The following is a 19031-nucleotide window of genomic DNA, read 5'->3' as shown; positions in this document are numbered from 1 at the left end:
AACCCGCGACCTCCGGCGTGACAGGCCGGCACTCTAACCGACTGAGCTACGTCCGCACAGGGCGCTATGCACTACAGAAACGCCTTTTCCGATCAAGGAAGTGGCGCGGACGACGGGGCTCGAACCCGCGACCTCCGGCGTGACAGGCCGGCACTCTAACCGACTGAGCTACGTCCGCCCGGCGTCTCGCAGTGCTGCGATGGCCGCGGTGTATGGGGAGCCCCCTACCCTGTCAAGCCGCCGGCTCAAGAAAGTCGGGAAGCCGGCCGGGGCCGGTGGGGGCATCGGCTCCCTTGCACGCGCCTCCCTCGCGCATGCGAGGCGTTGCACGCGAAGCCTTGCACTTGCGACCCGGGCGCCTTAACGATGCCGGGATCCGGGCGGTTAGCTCAGTTGGTAGAGCATCTCGTTTACACCGAGAGGGTCGGCGGTTCGAGCCCGTCACCGCCCACCAGGGATTTGCGGCGCGCGTCGTTCTACCGGGGCAGCCCACTCCGCTTTCCTACTCACGACCTCAAGGTCAGGTCGTGAGTAGGATGCACTGCAGCCCTACGCTCGGGTTTCCCTCGGCAGTGATGGGATCCCGGTTTCCGCGGCGCGGTCCCCGGGACGTCGCCTCAGCGATACGCCGCCGCGATGCCCAGGAAATCCTCGGCCTTCAGGCTCGCCCCGCCGACCAGCGCACCATCGACGTTGGCGACACCCATCAGCTCCGCGGCGTTCGAGGGTTTCACCGAGCCGCCGTAGAGGATCCGCACCTTGGCCCCTTCCGCACCGAGCCGAGCGTCAAGTTCCTGCCGGATCAGCGCGTGGACCTCGGCGACGTCGTCCACCGTCGGAGTCAGCCCGGTGCCGATCGCCCAGACCGGCTCGTAGGCGATCACCGTGTCGGCCGCCGTGGCACCGTCGGGCAGGGAGCCGGCGAGCTGGCCGCGCACGATCTCCAGGGTCCGGCCGGCCTCGCGCTCCTCGCGGGTCTCGCCGACGCAGATGATCGCCACGAGCCCGGCCCGGCGGGCGGCGAGCGCCTTGGCGCGGATGTCGGCATCGCTCTCGTGGTGATAGGCCCGGCGCTCGGAATGGCCGACGATGGTGGCAGTGGCGCCAAGATCCGCCAGCATCTCGGCCGAGACGTTGCCCGTATAGGCACCGCTCGCCTCGGCATGCACGTCCTGGCCGCCGATCCGGACGGCCGAGCCCTTCAGCGAAGCGGCCATCGCGCCGATCAGGGTCGCGGGCGGGCAGATCAGCACGTCGATGCGCTGCGCCAGTGCGGAATCGAGGCCGTCGCGGACCGCTTCGGCCACTTTCAGCGAGGCCTGGAGGCCGTTCATCTTCCAGTTTCCCGCCACCAGCGGGCGCGGCCGTTCGGTCGTCATGGGTCTCCCCCGATCATGATAAGCGCTGCCGGGTAACAGGTCCGCCGCCGGCCGGCAAACCGGCAACGGGCGCCGCTCTTTGCCTTGCGGCGCTTATGCGGTATCGCGGCCGGATCCGGGCATCCCCTTGCGGGCGATGCCCCACGGTTTGTTCTGAGGATCGCGATGCTCCAGGGGTTCCGCGCCGCCAGCCAGAGCTGGCTCGGCAAGATCGTGGTGACGGTGGTATTCGGCCTCCTGATCGCGGGCCTCGCCATCTTCGGCATCGGCGACATCTTCCGCGGCGGCGGCAGCAACGCGGTCGCGACCGTCGGCAGCACGCAGATCCCGGCCGAGGCCCTGCGCACCGCCTACCAGAACCAGCTCCAGCGCCTGTCGCGCCAGAGCCGCCGGCCGATCACGCCGGACCAGGCCCGAGCGCTCGGCCTCGACCGGCAGGTCCTGGCGCAGCTCATCACCGAGGCCTCCCTCGACCAGAAGACGAAGGATCTCGGCCTGCGCATCCCCGATTCCGCGGTGGTGCGGCTGATCCAGGAGGAGCCGGCCTTCAAGGGCCCGAGCGGCGCCTTCGACGTCAACACGTTTCGCGATACGCTGCGCCAGGCCGGCCTGACCGAGCAGGGCTTCGTGCAGGAGCAACGCGCCGTGGCGGCCCGCCTCCAGCTCGCCGACGCGATCACCGCCGAGCTGCCGGTGCCGCTCGCCGCCCGCGAGGCGATCCACCGCTACACCGCCGAGCGCCGCGCCGCCGCCTACTTCACCCTGCCGGATGCGGCCGCCGGCGAGATCCCGGCCCCGACCGACGAGGAGGTGAACACCTTCTACACCGAGCGCAAGAGCGCGTTCCGGGCACCCGAATACCGCAGCGTGAACCTGCTCGTCCTCGATCCGGCAACGCTCGCGAAGCCCGACGCCGTGCCGGAGGCCGAGGCCCGCGCCCGCTACGAGTCCGAGAAGAGCCGCTTCGGCACGCCCGAGAAGCGCGCGATCCAGCAGATCGTGTTCCCGAACGACGCCGACGCGGCGGCGGCGCTGGCCCGCATCCGCAGCGGCGAGGCGACCTTCGACCAGGTCGCGACCGAGCGCGGCCTCGACGCCAAGGCACTCGACCTCGGCACCTTCGCCAAGTCCGAGCTGTTCGATCCGGCTGTCGCCGACGCCGCCTTCGCGGCCGAGCCGAACGCCGTGAGCGAGCCGGTCAAGGGCCGCTTCGGCACGGTGCTCCTGCGGGTCACGTCAGTGCAGCCCGGCGCCCGCAAGCCGTTCGAGGAAGTGGCCGGCGAGGTGCGCCAAGAGATCGCCCTCGAAAAGGCGCGCGACGGGCTGGAGAAAGTCCACGACGCGATCGAGGACCAGCGTGCCGGCGCCAAGCCGCTCGCCGACATCGCCCGCGAGCAGGGCCTGACCCTCGTCACCGTGCCGGCCGTCGACGCGCAGGGGCGCGATCCCCAGGGCAAGGTGGCCGACGCAATCCCCGACAAGGACGCGACCCTGGCGGCGATCTTCCGCAGCGACATGGGCGCCGACAACGAGGCCCTGCGCACCCGCTCCGGCGGCTACGTCTGGTACGACGTGACCAAGATCGACCCGGCCCACGACAAGCCGCTGGCAGAGGTCCGCGACGCCGTGGTGGCGCAGTGGAAGGCCGACGAGGTCTCGCGCCGTCTCGCCGCCAAGGCCCGCGAGGCGACCGAGCGGCTCGACAAAGGCGAAGCGATCGAGGCGGTGGCGAAGTCCCTCGGACAGGAGGCCAAGACCGCCACCGACATCGCCCGCGGTCGCGGCCGCGACGGCCTCTCCAGCGAGAGCGTCGCCCGCCTGTTCGCGACGCCGGTCGGCAAGTCGGGCACGGCGTCCGGCGAGGAGACCGCCCGCGTGGTCTTCCGGGTGACGGGTGCCACGGTGCCGGCCTTCGTGCCGTCGGCCGCCGGTGCCGTCGCGGTGGAGCAGCAGTATCGCACGGCGCTCGCCGACGACATCCTGGCCCAGTACATCGCCGATGTGCAGAAGCAGGCCGGCGTCTCGGTCAACGAGGGTGCGTTCCGCCGCGCCATCGGCGGCGAGTACTGATCCCGTGGTGGTCGCTCCCTCCCAGGAGGCCGCCGCTGCGGCCTATGCCGAGGGCCGTTCGGTCCTCCTGCGCGCCACCCTGGTGGCCGATCTCGAGACGCCGGTCGCCGCCTTCCTGAAATTGAAGGCGGGGCGCGAGGGCGCCGCCTTCCTGCTCGAGTCGGTCGAGGGCGGCGCCGTACGCGGTCGTTACTCGATGATCGGCCTCGATCCCGACCTGATCTGGCGCTGCGCGAACGGCCGGGCCGAGCGCGCGGCCGCGCCCGACCTCGCGGCTTTCAAGCCCGAGGCTTCCCCACCCCTCGACAGCCTGCGGGCGCTGATCGCCGAGAGCGCGATCCCGGCGGAGCCCGGCCTGCCGCCGATGGCGGCCGGCCTGTTCGGCTATCTCGGCTACGACATGGTGCGGGAGATGGAGCGGCTCGACACCCCCCATCCCGACCCGATCGGGGTGCCGGACGCGATCCTGGTTCGCCCCACCGTGATGGTGATCTTCGACGCGGTGCGCGACGAGATCGCCCTGGTGGCGCCCATCCGACCCGTCCCCGGCCTCTCGGCGAGGGCGGCCTACGAGGCGGCGCTCGCGCGGCTCGAGAGCGCCGCCGACGCCCTGGAGGGTCCGCTGCCGGTCGAGGCAAGGCAGAACCCGACCGAGATCCCCGCCCCCGCCCAAGTCTCCAACGTCGCCCCCGACGACTTCCTCGGCATGGTCGCCCGAGCCAAGGAGTACATCGCTGCCGGCGACATCTTCCAGGTGGTGCTGTCGCAGCGCTTCGAGGCGCCGTTCGGCCTGCCGGCGCTCGCGCTCTACCGGGCCCTGCGCCGGGTCAACCCGGCGCCATTCCTGTGCTACCTCGATTTCGGCGGTTTCCAGATCGTCTGCTCCTCGCCGGAGATCCTGGTGCGGGTGCGCGACGGCGCGGTGACGATCCGGCCGATCGCCGGCACCCGCCGCCGCGGCGCGACGCCGGAGGAGGACAAGGCACTCGCCGACGAGCTGCTGGCCGACCCCAAGGAGCGCTCCGAGCACCTGATGCTGCTCGATCTCGGGCGCAACGACGTCGGCCGCGTCGCCGAGATCGGCAGCGTGCGGGTGACGGATTCGTTCTTCCTCGAATTCTACAGCCAGGTCATGCACATCGTGTCGAACGTCGAGGGCCGCCTCGATCCCCGGCACGACGCCCTCTCGGCACTCGCCGCGGGATTCCCCGCCGGCACGGTCTCGGGCGCCCCGAAGGTGCGGGCGATGCAGATCATCGATGAACTGGAGCGCGAGAAGCGCGGACCCTATGGCGGCTGCATCGGCTATTTCGGTGCCGATGGCCAGATGGACACCTGCATCGTGCTGCGCACCGCCATCGTCAAGGACGGCCGGATGCACGTCCAGGCCGGCGCCGGCATCGTGCACGATTCCGACCCGGCCTCCGAGCAGCAGGAATGCGTCAACAAGGCCAAGGCTTTGTTCCGGGCGGCGGAAGAGGCGGTGCGGTTCGCCGCGCAGGCGCGGCGGGGGCAGTAGGCGCGGGGCGGTCGCCGAAGCGAAGGGTGCCGCTCCCCCTCTCCGGACTCGGCAAGCGATTCGACCGTGTCGCGCCTTCCCACCGACAGGGGAGGCGCGATCTTCTGGTATCGAAGCGTCCCCGTCGAGCCTGGATGCGGACGCCTCACCAGATCCGCTCCATGAAGACGCTGAGCGGATCTTCGGCGTAGCCGGCGAACGGTCCGCGGCGCACGAAACCGGTCCGCTCGTACAGGGCCAGGGCGGCGTGGCTGACGACGCCTGTCTCCAGGCGCAGAACACCGATCCCTGCGCGGCGCGCCTCGTCGATCAACGTCTCCAGGATCCGGCGGGAGACCCCCCGACCGCGGGCGTGATCCTCGACCCACATCCGCTTGATCTCGGCCCAGTCACCGCAGAGGACCAGGGCACCCGTCGCGACGGCACGCCCCTCGGCGTCGCGCGCCACGAGGAAACGCACGTTCGGCTTGCGGAGATCCTCGAGGGGGAGATGATGATTGCTCTCGGCGGGGTAGAGCGCCGCCGAGTGCGCCTCGCCGTCGCGCAGCATCCGGACGATGTCCGGCCGACCCGGATCCTCCTGCCGGATGCTCACGGCGAGCGGTGGAATGAGATCGCGGTTCATCGGTGTAGCCTGTCGGGAGCGATCAATCCGCTCCCCCTACTCCGCCGCCGCCGGCCGGTGCGCGTCATGCCCCGGCGGCTCGTCCACCGCCCCCACGAACCGCCCGAAAAGCCGGCCCGTCAGCCGCGACAGGTCGTCCATCAGGAGGAAGATCGCCGGCACGAAGAGCAGCGACAGCAGGGTCGAGACGATCAGACCCGAGATCACCGCGATCGCCATCGGCGAGCGGAACTCGCCGCCGATGCCGAAGGCCATCGCGCTCGGGACCATGCCGGCCGCCATGGCGATGGTCGTCATCACGATCGGGCGGGCGCGCTTGGCGCCGGCCTGGGTGATGGCGGTGACGCGGTCGACGCCGCGGGCCATCTCCTCGACGGCGAAATCGACCAGCATGATCGCGTTCTTGGTCACCACGCCCATCAGCATCAGGATGCCGATCACCACCGGCATCGAGATCGGCCGGTTGAAGATCAGGAGGCCGAGGATCGCCCCGCCGATCGACAGTGGCAGCGAGAACAGGATGGTGAGGGGCTGGAAGAACGAGCCGAAGAGCAGGATCAGCACGCCGAGCACCATCATCAGGCCGGCGCCCATCGCCAGCGCGAACCCCTCGAACACCTCGCCCATCACCTCGGCGTCGCCGGTCTGGCGCAGGGAGATGCCGGGCGGCAGGTTGCGGGCGGTCGGCACGTTCATCGCGAGCTTGATCTGCTCGCCGAGCGCGTCCGAGCCCTGCATGTTGGCCTCGAGCGCGACGCGCACCGCCCGGTCGTAGCGGTCGATCGCGGTGGGGCCGCGGCCGAGGCTGATATCGGCCACCGCCGAGAGCGGCACCGACGCCCCGTTCTTCGCCGGCACCTTCAGGCTCTCCAGGGCCGAGAGGTCACCGCGCAGGGTGGTCGGCAGCTGCACCCGGATCGGGATCTGCCGGTCGGTGGCGTTGAACTTGGCGAGGTTCTGGCCGATGTCGCCGATCGTGCCGACCCGCACCGTCTCGGCGATGGTGTCGGTCGAGACGCCGAGATCGGCGGCGACGCCGGGCTTCGGGCGGATGCGCACCTCGGTCCGGTCGAGGGGCGCGGTCGACATCACGTTGACGAGGTTCGGCAGGGCCGCGACCTCGCGCTGCATCTTCTCCGCCACCTCGGTCACCTGGGCGGTGTCGCCGCCGGCGACGATGAGGCTGAAGTCGCGCTGGCCGCCCTCGCGCAGGGACCAGTACCGCACGTCCGCTTCGTCGCGCATCAGGTCCATGATCGCCGCTTCCACGTCGGCCTGCTTGCGGGCGCGGGCGTTCTTCGGCGTCAGATTGATGGTGAAGGTGGCGAGCCGCACCTCCTTCTTGCCCGGCAATTGGCGGCCGCCATCGACGAAGACGGAACGGACCTCCGGCAGGGTGCGCAGGCGCTGGGCGATCCGGTCGGTGACGGCGATCGTGTCGTCGAGCCGCGCGCCCGGGGGCAATTCGACCACCATCAGGGTGCGGGCGGCGTCCTCCTTGGGCAGGAAGCCGGCGGGCAGCAGGCTCGTCGACATGATCGAGGCGGCGAACAGCGCGAGACCGACCACCAGCGTCACGTATTTGTGCCGCACCGACCACAGCACGACGCGGTTGTAGGTCCGCATCACCGGACCCTCGCGCTCCTCGTGGTGGCCGTGGTCGCGCAGGAAATAGGCCGCCATCATCGGGGTGATGAGGCGTGCGACCAGCAGCGACATGAACACCGCGGCCGCGATGGTGAGGCCGAACTGCTTGAAGTACTGCCCGGCGATGCCGCCCATGAACGACACCGGCGCGAAGATCGCGATCAGGGTCGCGGTGATGGCGATGACGGCGAGCCCGATCTCGTCGGCGCCCTCGATCGCCGCGCGGTAGGGCGACTTGCCGAGCCGCATGTGGCGGACGATGTTCTCGATCTCCACGATCGCATCGTCGACCAGGATGCCGGTCACGAGGGTGATGGCGAGCAGGCTCACCGCGTTGAGCGAGAAGCCCATCGCGCTCATCGCCCAGAAGGTCGGGAAGACCGAGAGCGGCAGCGCCACCGCGGCGATCAGCGTCGCGCGCCAGTCGCGCAGGAACAGGAACACCACCAGCACCGCGAGGGCCGCGCCCTCCATCAGGCTGTGCATGGCGGATTCGTAGTTGCCGATCGTGTTGGTGACTGAACTGTCGATTCGGTCGAAGCGCACGCCCGGATAGGCCTTGGCGAATTCCTCGATCTTCTTCGCCACCACCTCGCCCACCGAGGCGTCGCTGGCGCCGCTCGCCCGCGAGATCGCGAAGGCGACGACCGGCTCGCCGTTGAGGCGTGCGAAGGTGCGCGGCTCCTCGGCCCCGTCGCTCAAGGTGGCGAGGTCGTCGAGGCGCACCTTGCGCCCGCCCGGCAGCACGATCGAGGTCGCCGCGAGGGTGTCGAGGTTCGAGGAGGCGGCGAGCGTGCGGATCGACTGTTCCTGGCCGCCGACCTCGGCCCGGCCGCCGGCCATGTCGGCCGAGGTCAGGCGCAGTTGCCGGTTCACGTCGGCGGCGGTGATGCCGAGCGCCAGCAGCCGGTCGGGCTTGAGGGTCACCCGGACCTCGCGGGCGACACCGCCGAGGCGCTCGACGCCGCCGACGCCGCGCAGGCCCTGGATCTGGCGCGCCACCACGTCGTCGACGAACCAGGACAGGTCCTCGGGCGTCATCGCGGGCGCCGAGGCGCCGTAGACCATGATCGGCAGGCCGGCGATCTCGACCCGGCTGATGATCGGCTCGTCGATCGTCCGGGGCAGGTTCATCCGGATCTTGGCGATCGCGTCCTTGACGTCGTTGACCGCCCGGTCGGTGTTCACCTCCAGGCGGAACTCGATCGTCGTGGCCGAGGTGCCCTCGGTGATCGACGAGATGATGTGCTTGACGCCCTTCACCCCCGCCACCGCGTCCTCGACCCACTTGGTGACCTGGGTCTGCAATTCGCTCGGCGCGGCGCCGGCCTGCGTCACCGTCACCGAGACGATCGGGATGTCGATGTTGGGGAAGCGGGTGATCGGCAGACTGCGGAAGCTCACGATTCCGAGCAGCCCGAGCACCAGGAAGAGCACGATCGAGGGGATCGGCTTGCGGATCGCCCAGGCGGAGACGTTCAGGCGCATCGAGCGGACCCGTTCAGGAGAGGGAAGCGACGGTCAAGGGCGTCAGGGGCGCCCGGCCTCGGCGGTCGCCGGCAGGGCCGGGTAGATCGGACGGACCCGGTCGCCGTCGCGCAGGAAGCTGCCGGCCCGGGCGACCACGGCCTCCCCGGCCTTGACCCCGTCGCGGGCCTCGATGAAGCCGCCGGCCGAGAGGCCGGTGCGGATGGTACGGGCCTCGACCCGCTCGCCGGAGACCACCAGCACGGTCGGACCCGACGGGCCGTAGACCACCGAGGCGAGCGGCACGGCCACGCCGGTGCGGCGCGCCGCCTCGACGGCGCCGCGGGCGAAAGCGCCGATGCGCAGGCGCGGATCGGCCTCGAGCTTGATCCGGACCTTGCCCAGCCGCGTCGCCCGGTCGATCTCCGGATAGACCACGCGCACGCGGCCCGAGACCGCCACCGGCCCGTCCGGCGTGTCGAGATCGAGGCTCGCGGGAGCGCCGGCGCGGAGCCGCGCCAGGCCGGTCTCCGGCACCTCGCCCTCCAGCTCGATCTCGCCGCGGGCGATCAGCCGAAACAGCGGCTCGGCGGACGCCGAGGCGGTGGCACCGACCCGGGCGGTGCGGCGGCTGACGATGCCGCCCTCCGGCGCGCGGATCTCGGTCCGGGCGAGCTTCAGGTCGAGCTCGCTGCGCTGCGCCCGGGCCTGGGCGAGGTCGGCCTGCGCGATGGCCAGCCCGTTGCGGGCCGCCGACAGCTTGCCGTCCGCGCCCTTCGCGGCCGATTCCCGCTGCTCCAGCACCGCCGTGGTGGCGTTGCCGGTCTTCGCCAGCGACTGCGCGCGCTCCAGCGACAGCGTGGCCTCGACCTGCGCCGCCTCGGCCTGCACGATGGTGCTGCGCGCCTGCGCCACCGCGCCCTCGGCCCGGGCGATGGCGGCGGCGTTCTGGGCGAGCTGGGTGTCGATCATCTCGCGGGAGAGGCGCGCCAGCACCGTGCCCTTGGCGACCCGGTCGCCCTCCTCCACCAGCAATTCGGTGACGCGGCAGCCCTCGATCTCCGGCGAGACCAGGATCTCGTCGCGCGGAACCAGGGTACCGGTGACAACGGCGCGCTCGACGATCTCGCGCTCGGCGGCCACCGCGACGGTGACGGCAGGCGCCGGCGCCGCCGTGACGACGGGGCCGGCCGAGGGCAGGGTCTCGGCGGCGCCGGCGGGAGCGGCGACGAGGAGGGCGACCAGGGCGGCCGGAACGCCGGCGAGGCGACGGGGGCGGGTCATCGGGCGGGTTCCGGATTGGACGGCAGAGTGGGCGGCACGGTGCCGGTCGGATCGAAGCGGCCCTCGAGCGCCGCCCCGATCAGGGTCAGCATGGCGTCGATGACGGGGCCGGGTGAAAAATCGGGCGAGAGGGCGCGGCGGACCATGATGCCGTCGGCCATCACCATGGCGAGGCGGGCCAGGGCCTCCGGGTCGGCGCCGGGGACCGGCTGTGCGGCGCGGCTCTGTGCTTGACGGTAGAGGCCGGACAGCCGCGCCGCGATCTCGCGCTCGAAGTCCCGGCAGATCGCCGCCATGGCCGGGTTGCGCGTCGCCTCGGCCCACATCTCCAGGCAGAGCACGGCCTTCTCGGCCGGTGCCTCGGCGAGGTGGCGCCGCGCCAGGGCCGCGAAGGCCTGCATCAGGTCCGGCGCGGTCTCGATGCCGGAAAAGTCCTCGGCCACCGCCGCGCGGTCGCGCTCGGCGAGGCCGGCCACGATCGCGTCCTTCGACGGGAAGTAGCGGTAGAGGTTGCCGGGGCTCATGCCGGCCTCCGCCGCCACATCGTGCATCGTGGCGCGGTGGAAACCGTGGCGGACGAAGCAGGCCTCGGCCGCATCGAGGATGCGGGTGCGGCGCTCCTCGGCCGAGTCGAGGCGGGCGGGGTTCGCGGGGTTCGGTTGCGGCGGCACGCGGGGCAGGCCCTGAGAATGAACGTTCATTCTCTACACCCAAAGGGACCGTTCCCGCAACGTTCGATCCTGTGCAACCTCCCCGACCGGCAGGCGTTGAATGTCCGGATATCAGTCTTCAGCGGGAGGACAGTTTTCATGGCCATCTTCCAGGTCAGGCAGGCCGCGACCGGCGCCATCCTCTGGACCGGCGGCGCCGAGAACGAGCAGCAGGCCCTCGACGCGATGGCACGCGAGGCGGGCTACGCGGATTTTTCGGCGATCCCGGAATCTCTGCGTGGAGCGGGAACGAAGGTGGACCGCCTCAATCTCGGCTGAACCGGGGCACGCGCTCGATCGACCGCCGATGGGAAGCCGGGGTCAGCGCCCCGGCTTTTCCATGCGCGAACAAGCTTCGTGCGGAATGGTTAAGGAAAGCTTTCCGGGCTCTCCGCCAATCTTCGGTACTCTTCCGCGGTCCGCTGGCGCAGCTCACGCCCGCTGGTGTAGCCCTGCGCTCTCGTCTCCGACATGTGTCGAGAAGGTCGCTGGAGTTTCGCGTTTCATCCCGTCCACGACCTCATCCCGAGGTGCTGCGTAGCAGCCTCGCAGTGGATTCTCAGATCTCGCTGCGGATACTGGAGGCCCCCTCGAAGCTCGTCTCGTTCGCACCTCGGGATGAGACCGCGGACGGGATGGCAAGATCCTGCGACACCATCGTTACAAGTGAGCGGGCTCTCAGGTGATCCGCCCGATGATCGCCTCCCGCGCCGCCCGCGAACCGGACAGCCGCTTCTTCGCGCGCTCCAGCACCGCCGGTGGGGCCTCGGCCGGGGTTCCCGCTCCGAAGGGTGGGGCCGGTGCATATTCGAGGGCGAGCTGAACCGTCTCCGCCTCCTCGCGGCCGAGAAGCTCGGCCACCACCGCCAGCCCGAAATCGATCCCCGAGGTCACGCCCCCGGCAGTGATCAGGTTGCCGTCGCGCACCACGCGGTCCTGCACCGGCACGGCGCCGAAGCGGGCGAGGAAGTCGTGCGCGTACCAGTGGGTGGTGGCCCGCCGGCCCTCGAGCAGCCCGGCCGCCCCGAGCACCAGCGCCCCGGTGCAGACCGAGGTGAGGTAGCGGGTCTCCGTCCCGCGGGCCCGCACGAAATCCAGCACCACCTCGTCCTCGAGCAGCGCGTTCACCCCGCTGCCGCCGGGGATGCAGAGCACGTCGAGGGGCGGGCAGGTCTCGAAGGTTGCGGTCGGCACGAAGGGCAGCCCTGTCGCCGAGCGCACCGGCTCGCCGTCCTTCCAGATCAGGTGGACGGCGCTGTCCGGCACCGAGGCGAAGACCTCGTAGGGACCGGTGAGGTCGAGCTGCTGGACCTGTGGGAAGACGAGAATTCCGAAGCTGAGCGACACGATGCGGGCCTCCCGTTCAGTCGGCAGGATCGTATGGGGAAGGGTGGCGTTACAAGGGTCGTGAGCATCTCTCCACTTCTGTCCACTTCTGTTCCGCGGGGAGGCGGAGAGACTCGCGCTTGCTTCTGATGCTATGCGCCGCCGAAACCCAGCCGCGCCCGCACCTCCCCCGCGCTCACCCCCCGCTCCCGCAACGCCGCCAGCGCCTCCGACCGCAGGCTCTTCGACAGCTTCGCCCCCGCCTCGTCCCGGATCAGCCCGTGGTGATGGTAGCGCGGCGTCGGCAGGCCGAGCAGGCGCTGGAGCAGGACGTGGAGGTCGGTGGCGGCGTCGAGGTCCTGGCCGCGGACCACGTGGGTGATCCCTTGCGCGGCGTCGTCGAGGACCACGGCGAGGTGGTAGCTCGTCGGCACGTCCTTGCGGCCCAGCACCGCGTCACCCCAGCGGGCCGGATCGGCGGCGCGGACCGCGTCGGGTCCGCCCGGCGCGAAGGCGATGTAGGTGAGCGGGCCTTCGCAGAGCGCCAGCGCCCGCGCCATGTCGAGGCGCCAAGCATGCGGCGCCTCCGGCACGGACTTGCCGCGGCAGGTGCCGGGATAGAGCGCCGCCCCGTCCGGATCGCGGGCCTCGCCGGCGGCGTCCTGGATCTCCCGGCGGGTGCAGGTGCAGGGATAGATCAGGTCCCGCTCCCGCAAGGAGTCGAGGGCGGCGCGGTAGGTGGACATCCGGGCCGACTGGCGCCAGACCGGTTCCGAGAAGGTCAGGCCGAGCCAGGCGAGGTCGGCGATCAGCGCCTCGGTCAGCTCCGGCCGGCAGCGGACCGGGTCGATGTCCTCGATGCGCAGCAGCAGCTCAGCCTGCAGCGTCCGCGCGATCTCCGCGTTGAGGAGGGCCGAGTAGGCGTGGCCGAGATGCAGGCGCCCATTCGGGCTCGGGGCGAAGCGCAGACGGGGAGACAGCACGGCGGGATGCGGACGCGGACAACTCTTCAAGCCATAAGCCCCCTGATCCCCGCCGTCACCGGGCCGCTGCTCGACTCAGCGTCGGCGTTGCAGGAAGGCGTGACGGCGCTCACGGCCCTCGACCCGGTGATGGCGCGGCTGCTGGCGGAAGGCGCGGAGCCGGTGTTGCGCAAGCGAGCGCCGGGATTCGAGGGGCTGGCCGGCATCGTGGTCTCGCAGCAGATCTCGACCGCGAGCGCCGCAGCGATCTGGAGCCGGCTGACCGCCTGCCTGCCGGACCTCACGGCCGAGGCCCTGGTGGCGGCGCCGGACGAGTTGTTGCGCGGGGCCGGCCTGTCGGCGCCGAAGATCCGCACCCTGCGGGCCGCCGCCGACGCGATCATCGGCGGCGCCCTGCCGCTCGACACCCTGCATGCCCTGCCGGCCGACGAGGCCCACCGGCTGATGGTGGCCGTGCACGGCATCGGGCCCTGGACGGCGGATGTCTACCTGCTGTTCTGCCTCGGCCACCCCGACGCCTTCCCGGCCGGCGACCTCGCCCTGCAGGAGGCGGCGCGCCTCGCCGATGGGCAGGAGACCCGGCCGAACGCCGCGGCCCTGACGGCCCGGGCCGAGGCCTGGAGGCCCTGGCGCGGGGTCGCCGCCAAGGTGCTGTGGGCCTATTACCGGATCGCGAAAGCGCGCGACGGCGCCCCCCTCTCCTGACCCGAACGGAAACCGACCCGATGCCGATCCTCACCGGCCCGCGCCTGATGCCCCGCTCGGGCGCAAGACCGCGCCAGCTCGTCGTCCTGCTGCACGGCTTCGGCGCCGACGGCAACGACCTGATCGACCTCGCGCAGGAATGGCAGCCGCTCCTGCCCGACGCCGCCTTCGTGGCGCCGCACGCCCCCGAGCCCTGCATCCAGGGCTTCGGCCGGCAATGGTTCTCCCTCACCTTCCGCGACCCGCACGAGCGCTGGCGCGGGGTGAACCGTGCCGGCCCGACGCTGGACGCCTTCCTGGATGCGGAGCTCGAAGCCTACGGCCTCGGGTCCCATCAGCTCGCGCTCGTGGGCTTCAGCCAGGGCTGCATGATGGCCCTGCACGTCGCCCTGCGCCGCCCCGCCCCGGTGGCGGCTGTCGTCGGCCTGTCCGGCATGCTGGTGATGGAGGAGGGCCAAGGTCCCGGCAACTTGGGGCCGGACAGCCTGAAGCCGCAGGTTCGGTCGGTGCCTCCGATCCTGCTGGCTCACGGCGACCAGGACGAGGTGATCCCGGTCGACGCGCTGTTCCTGTCGGCGGAGGCGCTCGCGGCGGCGGACGTGCCGGCGGAGTGGCACCTCTCCGCCGGGATCGGCCACGGCATCGACGATGGCGCCCTCCTGCACGGTGGGCGCTTCCTCGCCGCCGGCTTCGCCCGGGCGGCGCGGCGGGCCTAGCCCCGCGCCTCCTTGAGCGCGGCTGCGGCGCCCGCCCGCAGCAGGGCGGAATCGCCCGACAGCGCGATCAGGTCGAAGCCCTGGCCGATCAGCTCGCGGGTGCGCGGACCGGACAGGGAGTAGATGCCGATGCGCTTCCCCGCCGCCCGGGTGCGCGCCATGGCGTGCTTGAGCGCGTCGCGCACCGCCGCGCCGTCGGGATCGAGGCCGGCGCCGTTCGAGAGGGCGATCGAGAGGTCGGAAGGCCCGATGAAGATGCCGTCGATCCCCTCCACCGCCAGGATGTCGTCGAGGGCGGCGAGCGCCTCCTTGGTCTCGATCATCGCCAGCGTCTGGCAGAAACCGTTGGCCTCCTTGAGGTAGGTCTCGGGGGACAAGCCCGACAGCATCAGGGCGGGGCCCGGCCCCCAGCTGCGCTCGCCGAGCGGCGGGTACTTGGCCATCGCGGCGAAGCGCCGGGCATCCTCCACGGTGTTGACCATCGGGGCGATGATCCCGGAGATCCCGGCATCGAGCAGGCGCGACACGGTCGCGAAGCCGCCCACCGGCACCCGCGCCAGGGTCGGCTTGCCGCGGGCCGCCACCAGGGCGACGGTGCGGCTGATGCTGTCGAAGTCGTGGGCGCCGTGCTGCATGTCGAGCGTCACGGTGTCGAAGGCCTCGGCGGCGAGCAGCCCGGCGACCGAGGGCTCGGGAATGCCGCACCAGGCCGTGATCAGCGGCTTGCCCTCGCGGAACCGCGCCGCCAGCGCGGCCACCGCACCACCTCGTTCCGCCATCGCGCGTTCCGCCATCGTGATCCCTCCCGGCCCGGCCGCCGACTCGTGCGCGGCTCGATCCGGCGAGCTTAGGTCAGGCCGGGTCGCGCCGTCGAGGCGCGGATCCCCTCGTCCGCGACATGCCGCCCCTTCCGGCCACGCTTGCAACATCGTCGCGGGATGCGCATATCGGCGCGACCAACGACCGCAATTCATCGCAGCGGCGTCCGGGCTTCCCCGGCGCACCGGCTAACGCGTTGTGCTGCCTTCGCGGTTCGGGTAATTTGCCCCCGGCCGCCGGGACGCCCCGGATCGACGCGTCCCCCGGCCCGACCTTTTCCTCGAGGTCGCCGCGCCGCGGGTCCCACACGTCGTCAGGAGCCTCGGCCCCATGGACTTCCTCAAACCACGGTACACGCCTATGAACCGCCGCCGTCGCATCTACGAGGGCAAGGCGAAGGTCCTCTATGAGGGTCCCGAGCCCGGCACGCTCATCCAGCATTTCAAGGACGACGCGACCGCCTTCAACGCCAAGAAGCACGAGGTGATCGACGGCAAGGGCGTGCTGAACAACCGGATCTCCGAATTCGTGTTCCAGCACCTCAACGACATCGGCGTGCCGACGCACTTCATCCGCCGTCTGAACATGCGCGAGCAGCTGATCCGCGAGGTGGAGATCATCCCACTCGAGGTGGTCGTGCGCAACGTGGCGGCGGGCTCGCTGGCGACGCGGCTGGGCCTGGAGGAGGGCACCCAGCTCCCGCGCTCGATCATCGAGTTCTACTACAAGAACGACCAGCTCAACGACCCGATGGTGTCGGAGGAGCACATCACGGCCTTCGGCTGGGCGACGCCGCAGGAGATCGACGACATCATGGCGCTGGCCATCCGGGTCAACGACTTCATGTCGGGCCTCTTCCTCGGCGTCGGCATCCGCCTCGTCGACTTCAAGATGGAGACCGGCCGGCTCTGGGAAGGCGACATGATGCGCATCGTCGTCGCCGACGAGATCTCCCCGGATTCCTGCCGCCTCTGGGACATCAAGAGCCAGGACAAGCTCGACAAGGACCGCTTCCGCAAGGATCTCGGCGGCCTGATCGAGGCCTATACCGAGGTGGCCCGCCGCCTCGGCATCCTGGGCGAGAACGAGAAGGTGCAGACCGGCGGGCCGCGCCTGGTGCAGTGACGCGCTCCGGCCGAGGCCGGACCGGGATTATGGGCGGGGCCGCTTCCGGGAGGGAGCGGCCCCGCCCTCGTTCATGGCGGTCGCAACCTGATACCAAAGCCCTTCCAGCTTGCGCGTAGCCTACGGTGCTGGCCAGCCTCGATGCTTTCAGCCGCGCCGGCATGCTCTCGACCCCGATCCTGTCGCGGCTGCCCTCTGCCACTTCATCGCGGCGTCATGCGACTCGGGATGAACTCGCAAGGCCGTTTCGGTCTCTCCGCGCATCGTGGCTCTCCACGGCAAGTCTGCGCGCCGGGCGATCGCGAACCGGTGCCGCGGGAGCGCACCACGCCGCTTCATCCCCGCCGCTGTCGGGGCCACCGAGCAGCGCCTTGTCCCGACTCGCGCCACGCCCACGGCCGCAGCGAAGTCGGCGTCGTGCGGGCGAGCCTCGCCCTGTTCGACCTTCGTCACCGTCACCTCCTTCCTGGAAGGCAGAGGCGACGATGCGCTGATCCTCGAAGGCCATCGCCGCTCCTGCATGACACGCCCCATTCGCCTGTTAACCTCGAACCGCACGGCATCATCGCCCGCGAACTGCCGAGGCTGTGCCGGTCCGGGCTGACTCAAAGGCGGATGCAAAGATGAATTGACCAAAAGTTGCGCCAAAAGGCATTGGTGAAAAAACTATAGATCTCTGTTGATTTTTAACTAAAAGTTAAGTAACGTTGTATTAAGGATGATGATAGCTTCCTTGCACAAATTATGGCTGAATAGATAAGGCAAACGTCAAGAACATCACCAGCCTAATCACCAATAGCTCCGCGATGACAGCGCTCACGACGCTCAAGGGCGTCGCACGTCAACTCGATGTCGCCAGCAACCGCGTCTCGACAGGGCTACGCGTCACGACCGCCTCCGACAACGCCGCCTACTGGTCCATCGCTACCACGGTGCGCACCGACACCGCCTCGCTCTCGGCCGTGAAAGATTCCCTCGGCCTTGGTGCCTCGGCGGTGGACACGGCGTATAACGGTCTCAACGCTATCATTTCCGATCTACAAAACCTCCGCGCCAAGCTCCAGAGCGCACTGACTCCGGGCATCGACCGCGCCAAGATCCAGACCGAAATAGCGGCCATTCAATTCAAGATGAAGGCCACAGCCGATTCTTCGAACGCCAGCGGTCGGAACTGGCTGTCAGTCGATTCGAGCCCGACCAACACCGATTATCAAGCGACCCAGAAGGTCGTGGCCGGCTTCTCGCGCGGGGTGAATGGCAACGTCACCTTTTCGACGGTCGATGTCGATGTCTCCGCGATCAAGCTCTACGATGCGAATGTCGCCAGCGTCGCCACCGCGGCCACTGCCGCTGAGGTGGTTGGCTCAACCGCACTCACCGGCACGGCGGTTTTCCGGCCCGGCACAGCGGACGCAGGCACAGCGGATTTCAGTGGGACCAACGAGGTGCCGCTGAGCGTCACCCTCGTAGACGGTACGACTACAACCGTCAGCATCGTTATCGACAGGACGACGATGCAGTCAGCAGTCAAAGATTTGACCAAGGTCACCACCCAGGAGTTCGTTACAGCGATTAACAATCAGATCATTGACAGCATTGGCGCCAACAAGGTGACGGCAGCGCTCGACAGCGCCGGGCGTGTCATGTTTCAGTCAGCAGGCACTGGTTCCGGAATATCTCTGTCGGTGAATGGCATGGCGCCATCGATCGGCAATACGTTCGCCGACGTCGGCTTTGCCCTGACAGCGCCGATTCCGCCAGGGCCCGCGCGGATAGTCGCAACATCGAACTACTCGAATATTGACCTGAATTCGTTGTATATACCTATCAGCATTTCCGAGAACGGCGCCGCTTTCGGTTTTTATATATATTCTTCTAATTATTATGCTTTGGCAACTAAAATATCGAGTGGCATAAATTCCGTCAATGGCACAGACATGGCAGCCATGATCACAAATGTTCTTCTTTCAACGGGCATAAGCAATACAACGGTCTCTTTTAGCGAGGGAAAGATTGCACTGACAAATTCCAACGTTGGGCCGTCCGCGTATGTCTACATCAGCAGCGTCCCCGAGCTTGGCTTTACGTCCAGTCAGAGTGCAAACGGCACGGCTGCGATTGTTGGCATTCCTACGCCTCATGTCGGTTATGGAACGGCCTCCGGGACCAGTGGCGGCAGAGGCATTCTGGACACTGTCGATGCATCAACGAACACGTCGATCGCAATGATCGACATCTCTTCACTCTCTGGCACCGATGGTGACGACACATTGTCGGCCCTCGTTGCTCAGGTGGACAAAACTATCTCTGGTATCACCGAAGCCGGAACGAAGCTCGGTGCCAAGAAGACCCAGATCGAGGGTCAAACGGCATTCATTGGTACCTTGATCAAGGCGAACGACCGCATGATCGGCATCCTCGTGGATGCGGACGTCGAGGAGGAGTCAACGAAGCTGAAAGCGTTGCAGACGCAGCAGCAGCTTGCGATGCAGGCTCTATCGATTGCGAACTCTTCAGGACAGGGCGTACTCTCGCTGTCCCGTTAACGAGCTGCATCTCGTAGTCTTCTGCAATCTTGCACGGATCTGAGCCGAAGCCAATACCTTAGAATTAAGAAGATTTACGTTGGCAGATCGACGCTTATCCCGTTTATGCT

General features: G+C 69.3%; 15 protein-coding genes and 3 tRNA genes (1 of these 18 running past the window's edge). 8 read left to right on the top strand and 10 right to left on the bottom strand.

Going from position 1 to position 19031, the window contains the following annotated elements; all coding sequences use genetic code 11:
- Both MFF64_RS13755 and MFF64_RS13750 read right to left on the bottom strand, forming a co-directional pair.
- Positions 1–56: transfer RNA gene (locus MFF64_RS13755), tRNA-Asp, on the bottom strand (it extends 121 nt beyond the left edge of the window).
- Between the two features lie 45 nt (positions 57–101).
- Positions 102–178, bottom strand: a tRNA-Asp gene (locus MFF64_RS13750).
- 200 nt (positions 179–378) lie between these two features.
- On the opposite strand from MFF64_RS13750, the gene MFF64_RS13745 reads away from it, so the two are divergent.
- Positions 379–454 (top strand) — tRNA-Val (locus MFF64_RS13745).
- Positions 455–617: 163 nt separating this feature from the next.
- Here the strand turns inward: MFF64_RS13745 and tpiA are convergent.
- Complete coding sequence (gene tpiA / locus MFF64_RS13740) at positions 618–1379, bottom strand: triose-phosphate isomerase (RefSeq protein WP_099903661.1); 762 nt, start codon at positions 1377–1379, stop codon at positions 618–620.
- A 165-nt stretch (positions 1380–1544) separates the two neighbouring features.
- Between tpiA and MFF64_RS13735 the strand changes: the two genes are divergently transcribed.
- Both MFF64_RS13735 and trpE read left to right on the top strand, forming a co-directional pair.
- Entirely contained in the window at positions 1545–3449 is a 1905-nt protein-coding gene (locus tag MFF64_RS13735) for a peptidylprolyl isomerase (RefSeq protein ID WP_099903663.1), read from the top strand.
- 4 nt (positions 3450–3453) lie between these two features.
- Positions 3454–4968: an anthranilate synthase component I gene (trpE, locus tag MFF64_RS13730; protein ID WP_438823072.1), complete on the top strand. Its 1515-nt coding sequence runs from the start codon at positions 3454–3456 to the stop codon at positions 4966–4968.
- A gap of 145 nt (positions 4969–5113) precedes the next feature.
- Here the strand turns inward: trpE and MFF64_RS13725 are convergent, their stop codons facing one another.
- The 4 genes from MFF64_RS13725 to MFF64_RS13710 all read right to left on the bottom strand — a co-directional run bounded on the left by MFF64_RS13725 (position 5114) and on the right by MFF64_RS13710 (position 10692).
- Entirely contained in the window at positions 5114–5518 is a 405-nt protein-coding gene (locus tag MFF64_RS13725; protein WP_238191216.1) for a GNAT family N-acetyltransferase, read from the bottom strand.
- 111 nt (positions 5519–5629) lie between these two features.
- Positions 5630–8728 carry an efflux RND transporter permease subunit gene (locus MFF64_RS13720; protein ID WP_099905958.1) on the bottom strand — a complete coding sequence of 1033 codons (3099 nt, stop codon included), beginning with the start codon at positions 8726–8728 and terminating at the stop codon, positions 5630–5632.
- Positions 8729–8770: 42 nt separating this feature from the next.
- Positions 8771–9991 (bottom strand): efflux RND transporter periplasmic adaptor subunit, encoded by a 1221-nt coding sequence (locus tag MFF64_RS13715; protein ID WP_099905956.1) that lies wholly within the window; start codon positions 9989–9991, stop codon positions 8771–8773.
- On the bottom strand, positions 9988–10692 hold the full coding sequence (locus MFF64_RS13710; protein WP_238191214.1) for a TetR/AcrR family transcriptional regulator: 705 nt from the start codon (positions 10690–10692) through the stop codon (positions 9988–9990). Before MFF64_RS13710 ends, MFF64_RS13715 begins: the two co-directional genes overlap by 4 nt.
- Positions 10693–10800: 108 nt before the next feature.
- On the opposite strand from MFF64_RS13710, the gene MFF64_RS13705 reads away from it, so the two are divergent.
- The gene (locus MFF64_RS13705) at positions 10801–10980 is read left to right on the top strand and encodes a hypothetical protein (RefSeq protein ID WP_099901822.1); all 180 of its coding nucleotides are present in this window, start codon (positions 10801–10803) and stop codon (positions 10978–10980) included.
- Positions 10981–11379: 399 nt separating this feature from the next.
- On the opposite strand, the gene MFF64_RS13700 is transcribed toward MFF64_RS13705, so the two are convergent.
- Both MFF64_RS13700 and gluQRS read right to left on the bottom strand, forming a co-directional pair.
- Complete coding sequence (locus tag MFF64_RS13700) at positions 11380–12048, bottom strand: DJ-1/PfpI family protein (protein WP_099901820.1); 669 nt, start codon at positions 12046–12048, stop codon at positions 11380–11382.
- Between the two features lie 131 nt (positions 12049–12179).
- Positions 12180–13010 carry a tRNA glutamyl-Q(34) synthetase GluQRS gene (gene gluQRS / locus MFF64_RS13695; protein ID WP_238191212.1) on the bottom strand — a complete coding sequence of 277 codons (831 nt, stop codon included), beginning with the start codon at positions 13008–13010 and terminating at the stop codon, positions 12180–12182.
- Between the two features lie 6 nt (positions 13011–13016).
- On the opposite strand from gluQRS, the gene MFF64_RS13690 reads away from it, so the two are divergent.
- A complete protein-coding gene (locus MFF64_RS13690; RefSeq protein WP_099902785.1) occupies positions 13017–13715 on the top strand; it encodes a DNA-3-methyladenine glycosylase family protein in 699 nt (232 codons plus the stop codon).
- A gap of 20 nt (positions 13716–13735) precedes the next feature.
- Positions 13736–14431 carry an alpha/beta hydrolase gene (locus tag MFF64_RS13685; protein WP_099902787.1) on the top strand — a complete coding sequence of 232 codons (696 nt, stop codon included), beginning with the start codon at positions 13736–13738 and terminating at the stop codon, positions 14429–14431.
- Here the strand turns inward: MFF64_RS13685 and MFF64_RS13680 are convergent.
- A complete protein-coding gene (locus MFF64_RS13680) occupies positions 14428–15210 on the bottom strand; it encodes an HpcH/HpaI aldolase family protein (RefSeq protein WP_238191254.1) in 783 nt (260 codons plus the stop codon). The genes MFF64_RS13685 and MFF64_RS13680 overlap by 4 nt on opposite strands.
- Positions 15211–15580: 370 nt before the next feature.
- Between MFF64_RS13680 and purC the strand changes: the two genes are divergently transcribed.
- A complete protein-coding gene (gene purC / locus MFF64_RS13675) occupies positions 15581–16375 on the top strand; it encodes a phosphoribosylaminoimidazolesuccinocarboxamide synthase (RefSeq protein WP_063928401.1) in 795 nt (264 codons plus the stop codon).
- A gap of 752 nt (positions 16376–17127) precedes the next feature.
- Positions 17128–18921 (top strand): flagellin N-terminal helical domain-containing protein, encoded by a 1794-nt coding sequence (locus MFF64_RS13670; protein WP_309296449.1) that lies wholly within the window; start codon positions 17128–17130, stop codon positions 18919–18921.
- The last annotated feature ends 110 nt before the right edge of the window (positions 18922–19031 follow it).

This window comes from Methylobacterium frigidaeris, from assembly GCF_022179185.1.
In the GTDB taxonomy this organism is placed as follows: Bacteria; Pseudomonadota; Alphaproteobacteria; order Rhizobiales; family Beijerinckiaceae; genus Methylobacterium; species Methylobacterium frigidaeris.
Note: the sequence above shows the minus strand (reverse complement) of the source record. Positions and strands in the feature narration are given on the sequence as shown.

Excerpts from the sequence above, each read along its gene's own strand:
- MFF64_RS13725 (WP_238191216.1), bottom strand. The coding sequence starts at position 5,518 with ATGCTGCGCGACGGCGAGGCGCACTCGGCGGCGCTCTACCCCGCCGAG.
- tpiA (WP_099903661.1), bottom strand. The coding sequence starts at position 1,379 with ATGACGACCGAACGGCCGCGCCCGCTGGTGGCGGGAAACTGGAAGATG.
- MFF64_RS13705 (WP_099901822.1), top strand. The coding sequence starts at position 10,801 with ATGGCCATCTTCCAGGTCAGGCAGGCCGCGACCGGCGCCATCCTCTGG.
- MFF64_RS13690 (WP_099902785.1), top strand. The coding sequence starts at position 13,017 with ATGCGGACGCGGACAACTCTTCAAGCCATAAGCCCCCTGATCCCCGCC.
- MFF64_RS13680 (WP_238191254.1), bottom strand. The coding sequence starts at position 15,210 with ATGGCGGAACGAGGTGGTGCGGTGGCCGCGCTGGCGGCGCGGTTCCGC.
- MFF64_RS13685 (WP_099902787.1), top strand. The coding sequence starts at position 13,736 with ATGCCGATCCTCACCGGCCCGCGCCTGATGCCCCGCTCGGGCGCAAGA.
- purC (WP_063928401.1), top strand. The coding sequence starts at position 15,581 with ATGGACTTCCTCAAACCACGGTACACGCCTATGAACCGCCGCCGTCGC.
- MFF64_RS13715 (WP_099905956.1), bottom strand. The coding sequence starts at position 9,991 with ATGACCCGCCCCCGTCGCCTCGCCGGCGTTCCGGCCGCCCTGGTCGCC.
- MFF64_RS13735 (WP_099903663.1), top strand. The coding sequence starts at position 1,545 with ATGCTCCAGGGGTTCCGCGCCGCCAGCCAGAGCTGGCTCGGCAAGATC.
- MFF64_RS13720 (WP_099905958.1), bottom strand. The coding sequence starts at position 8,728 with ATGCGCCTGAACGTCTCCGCCTGGGCGATCCGCAAGCCGATCCCCTCG.
- MFF64_RS13710 (WP_238191214.1), bottom strand. The coding sequence starts at position 10,692 with ATGAACGTTCATTCTCAGGGCCTGCCCCGCGTGCCGCCGCAACCGAAC.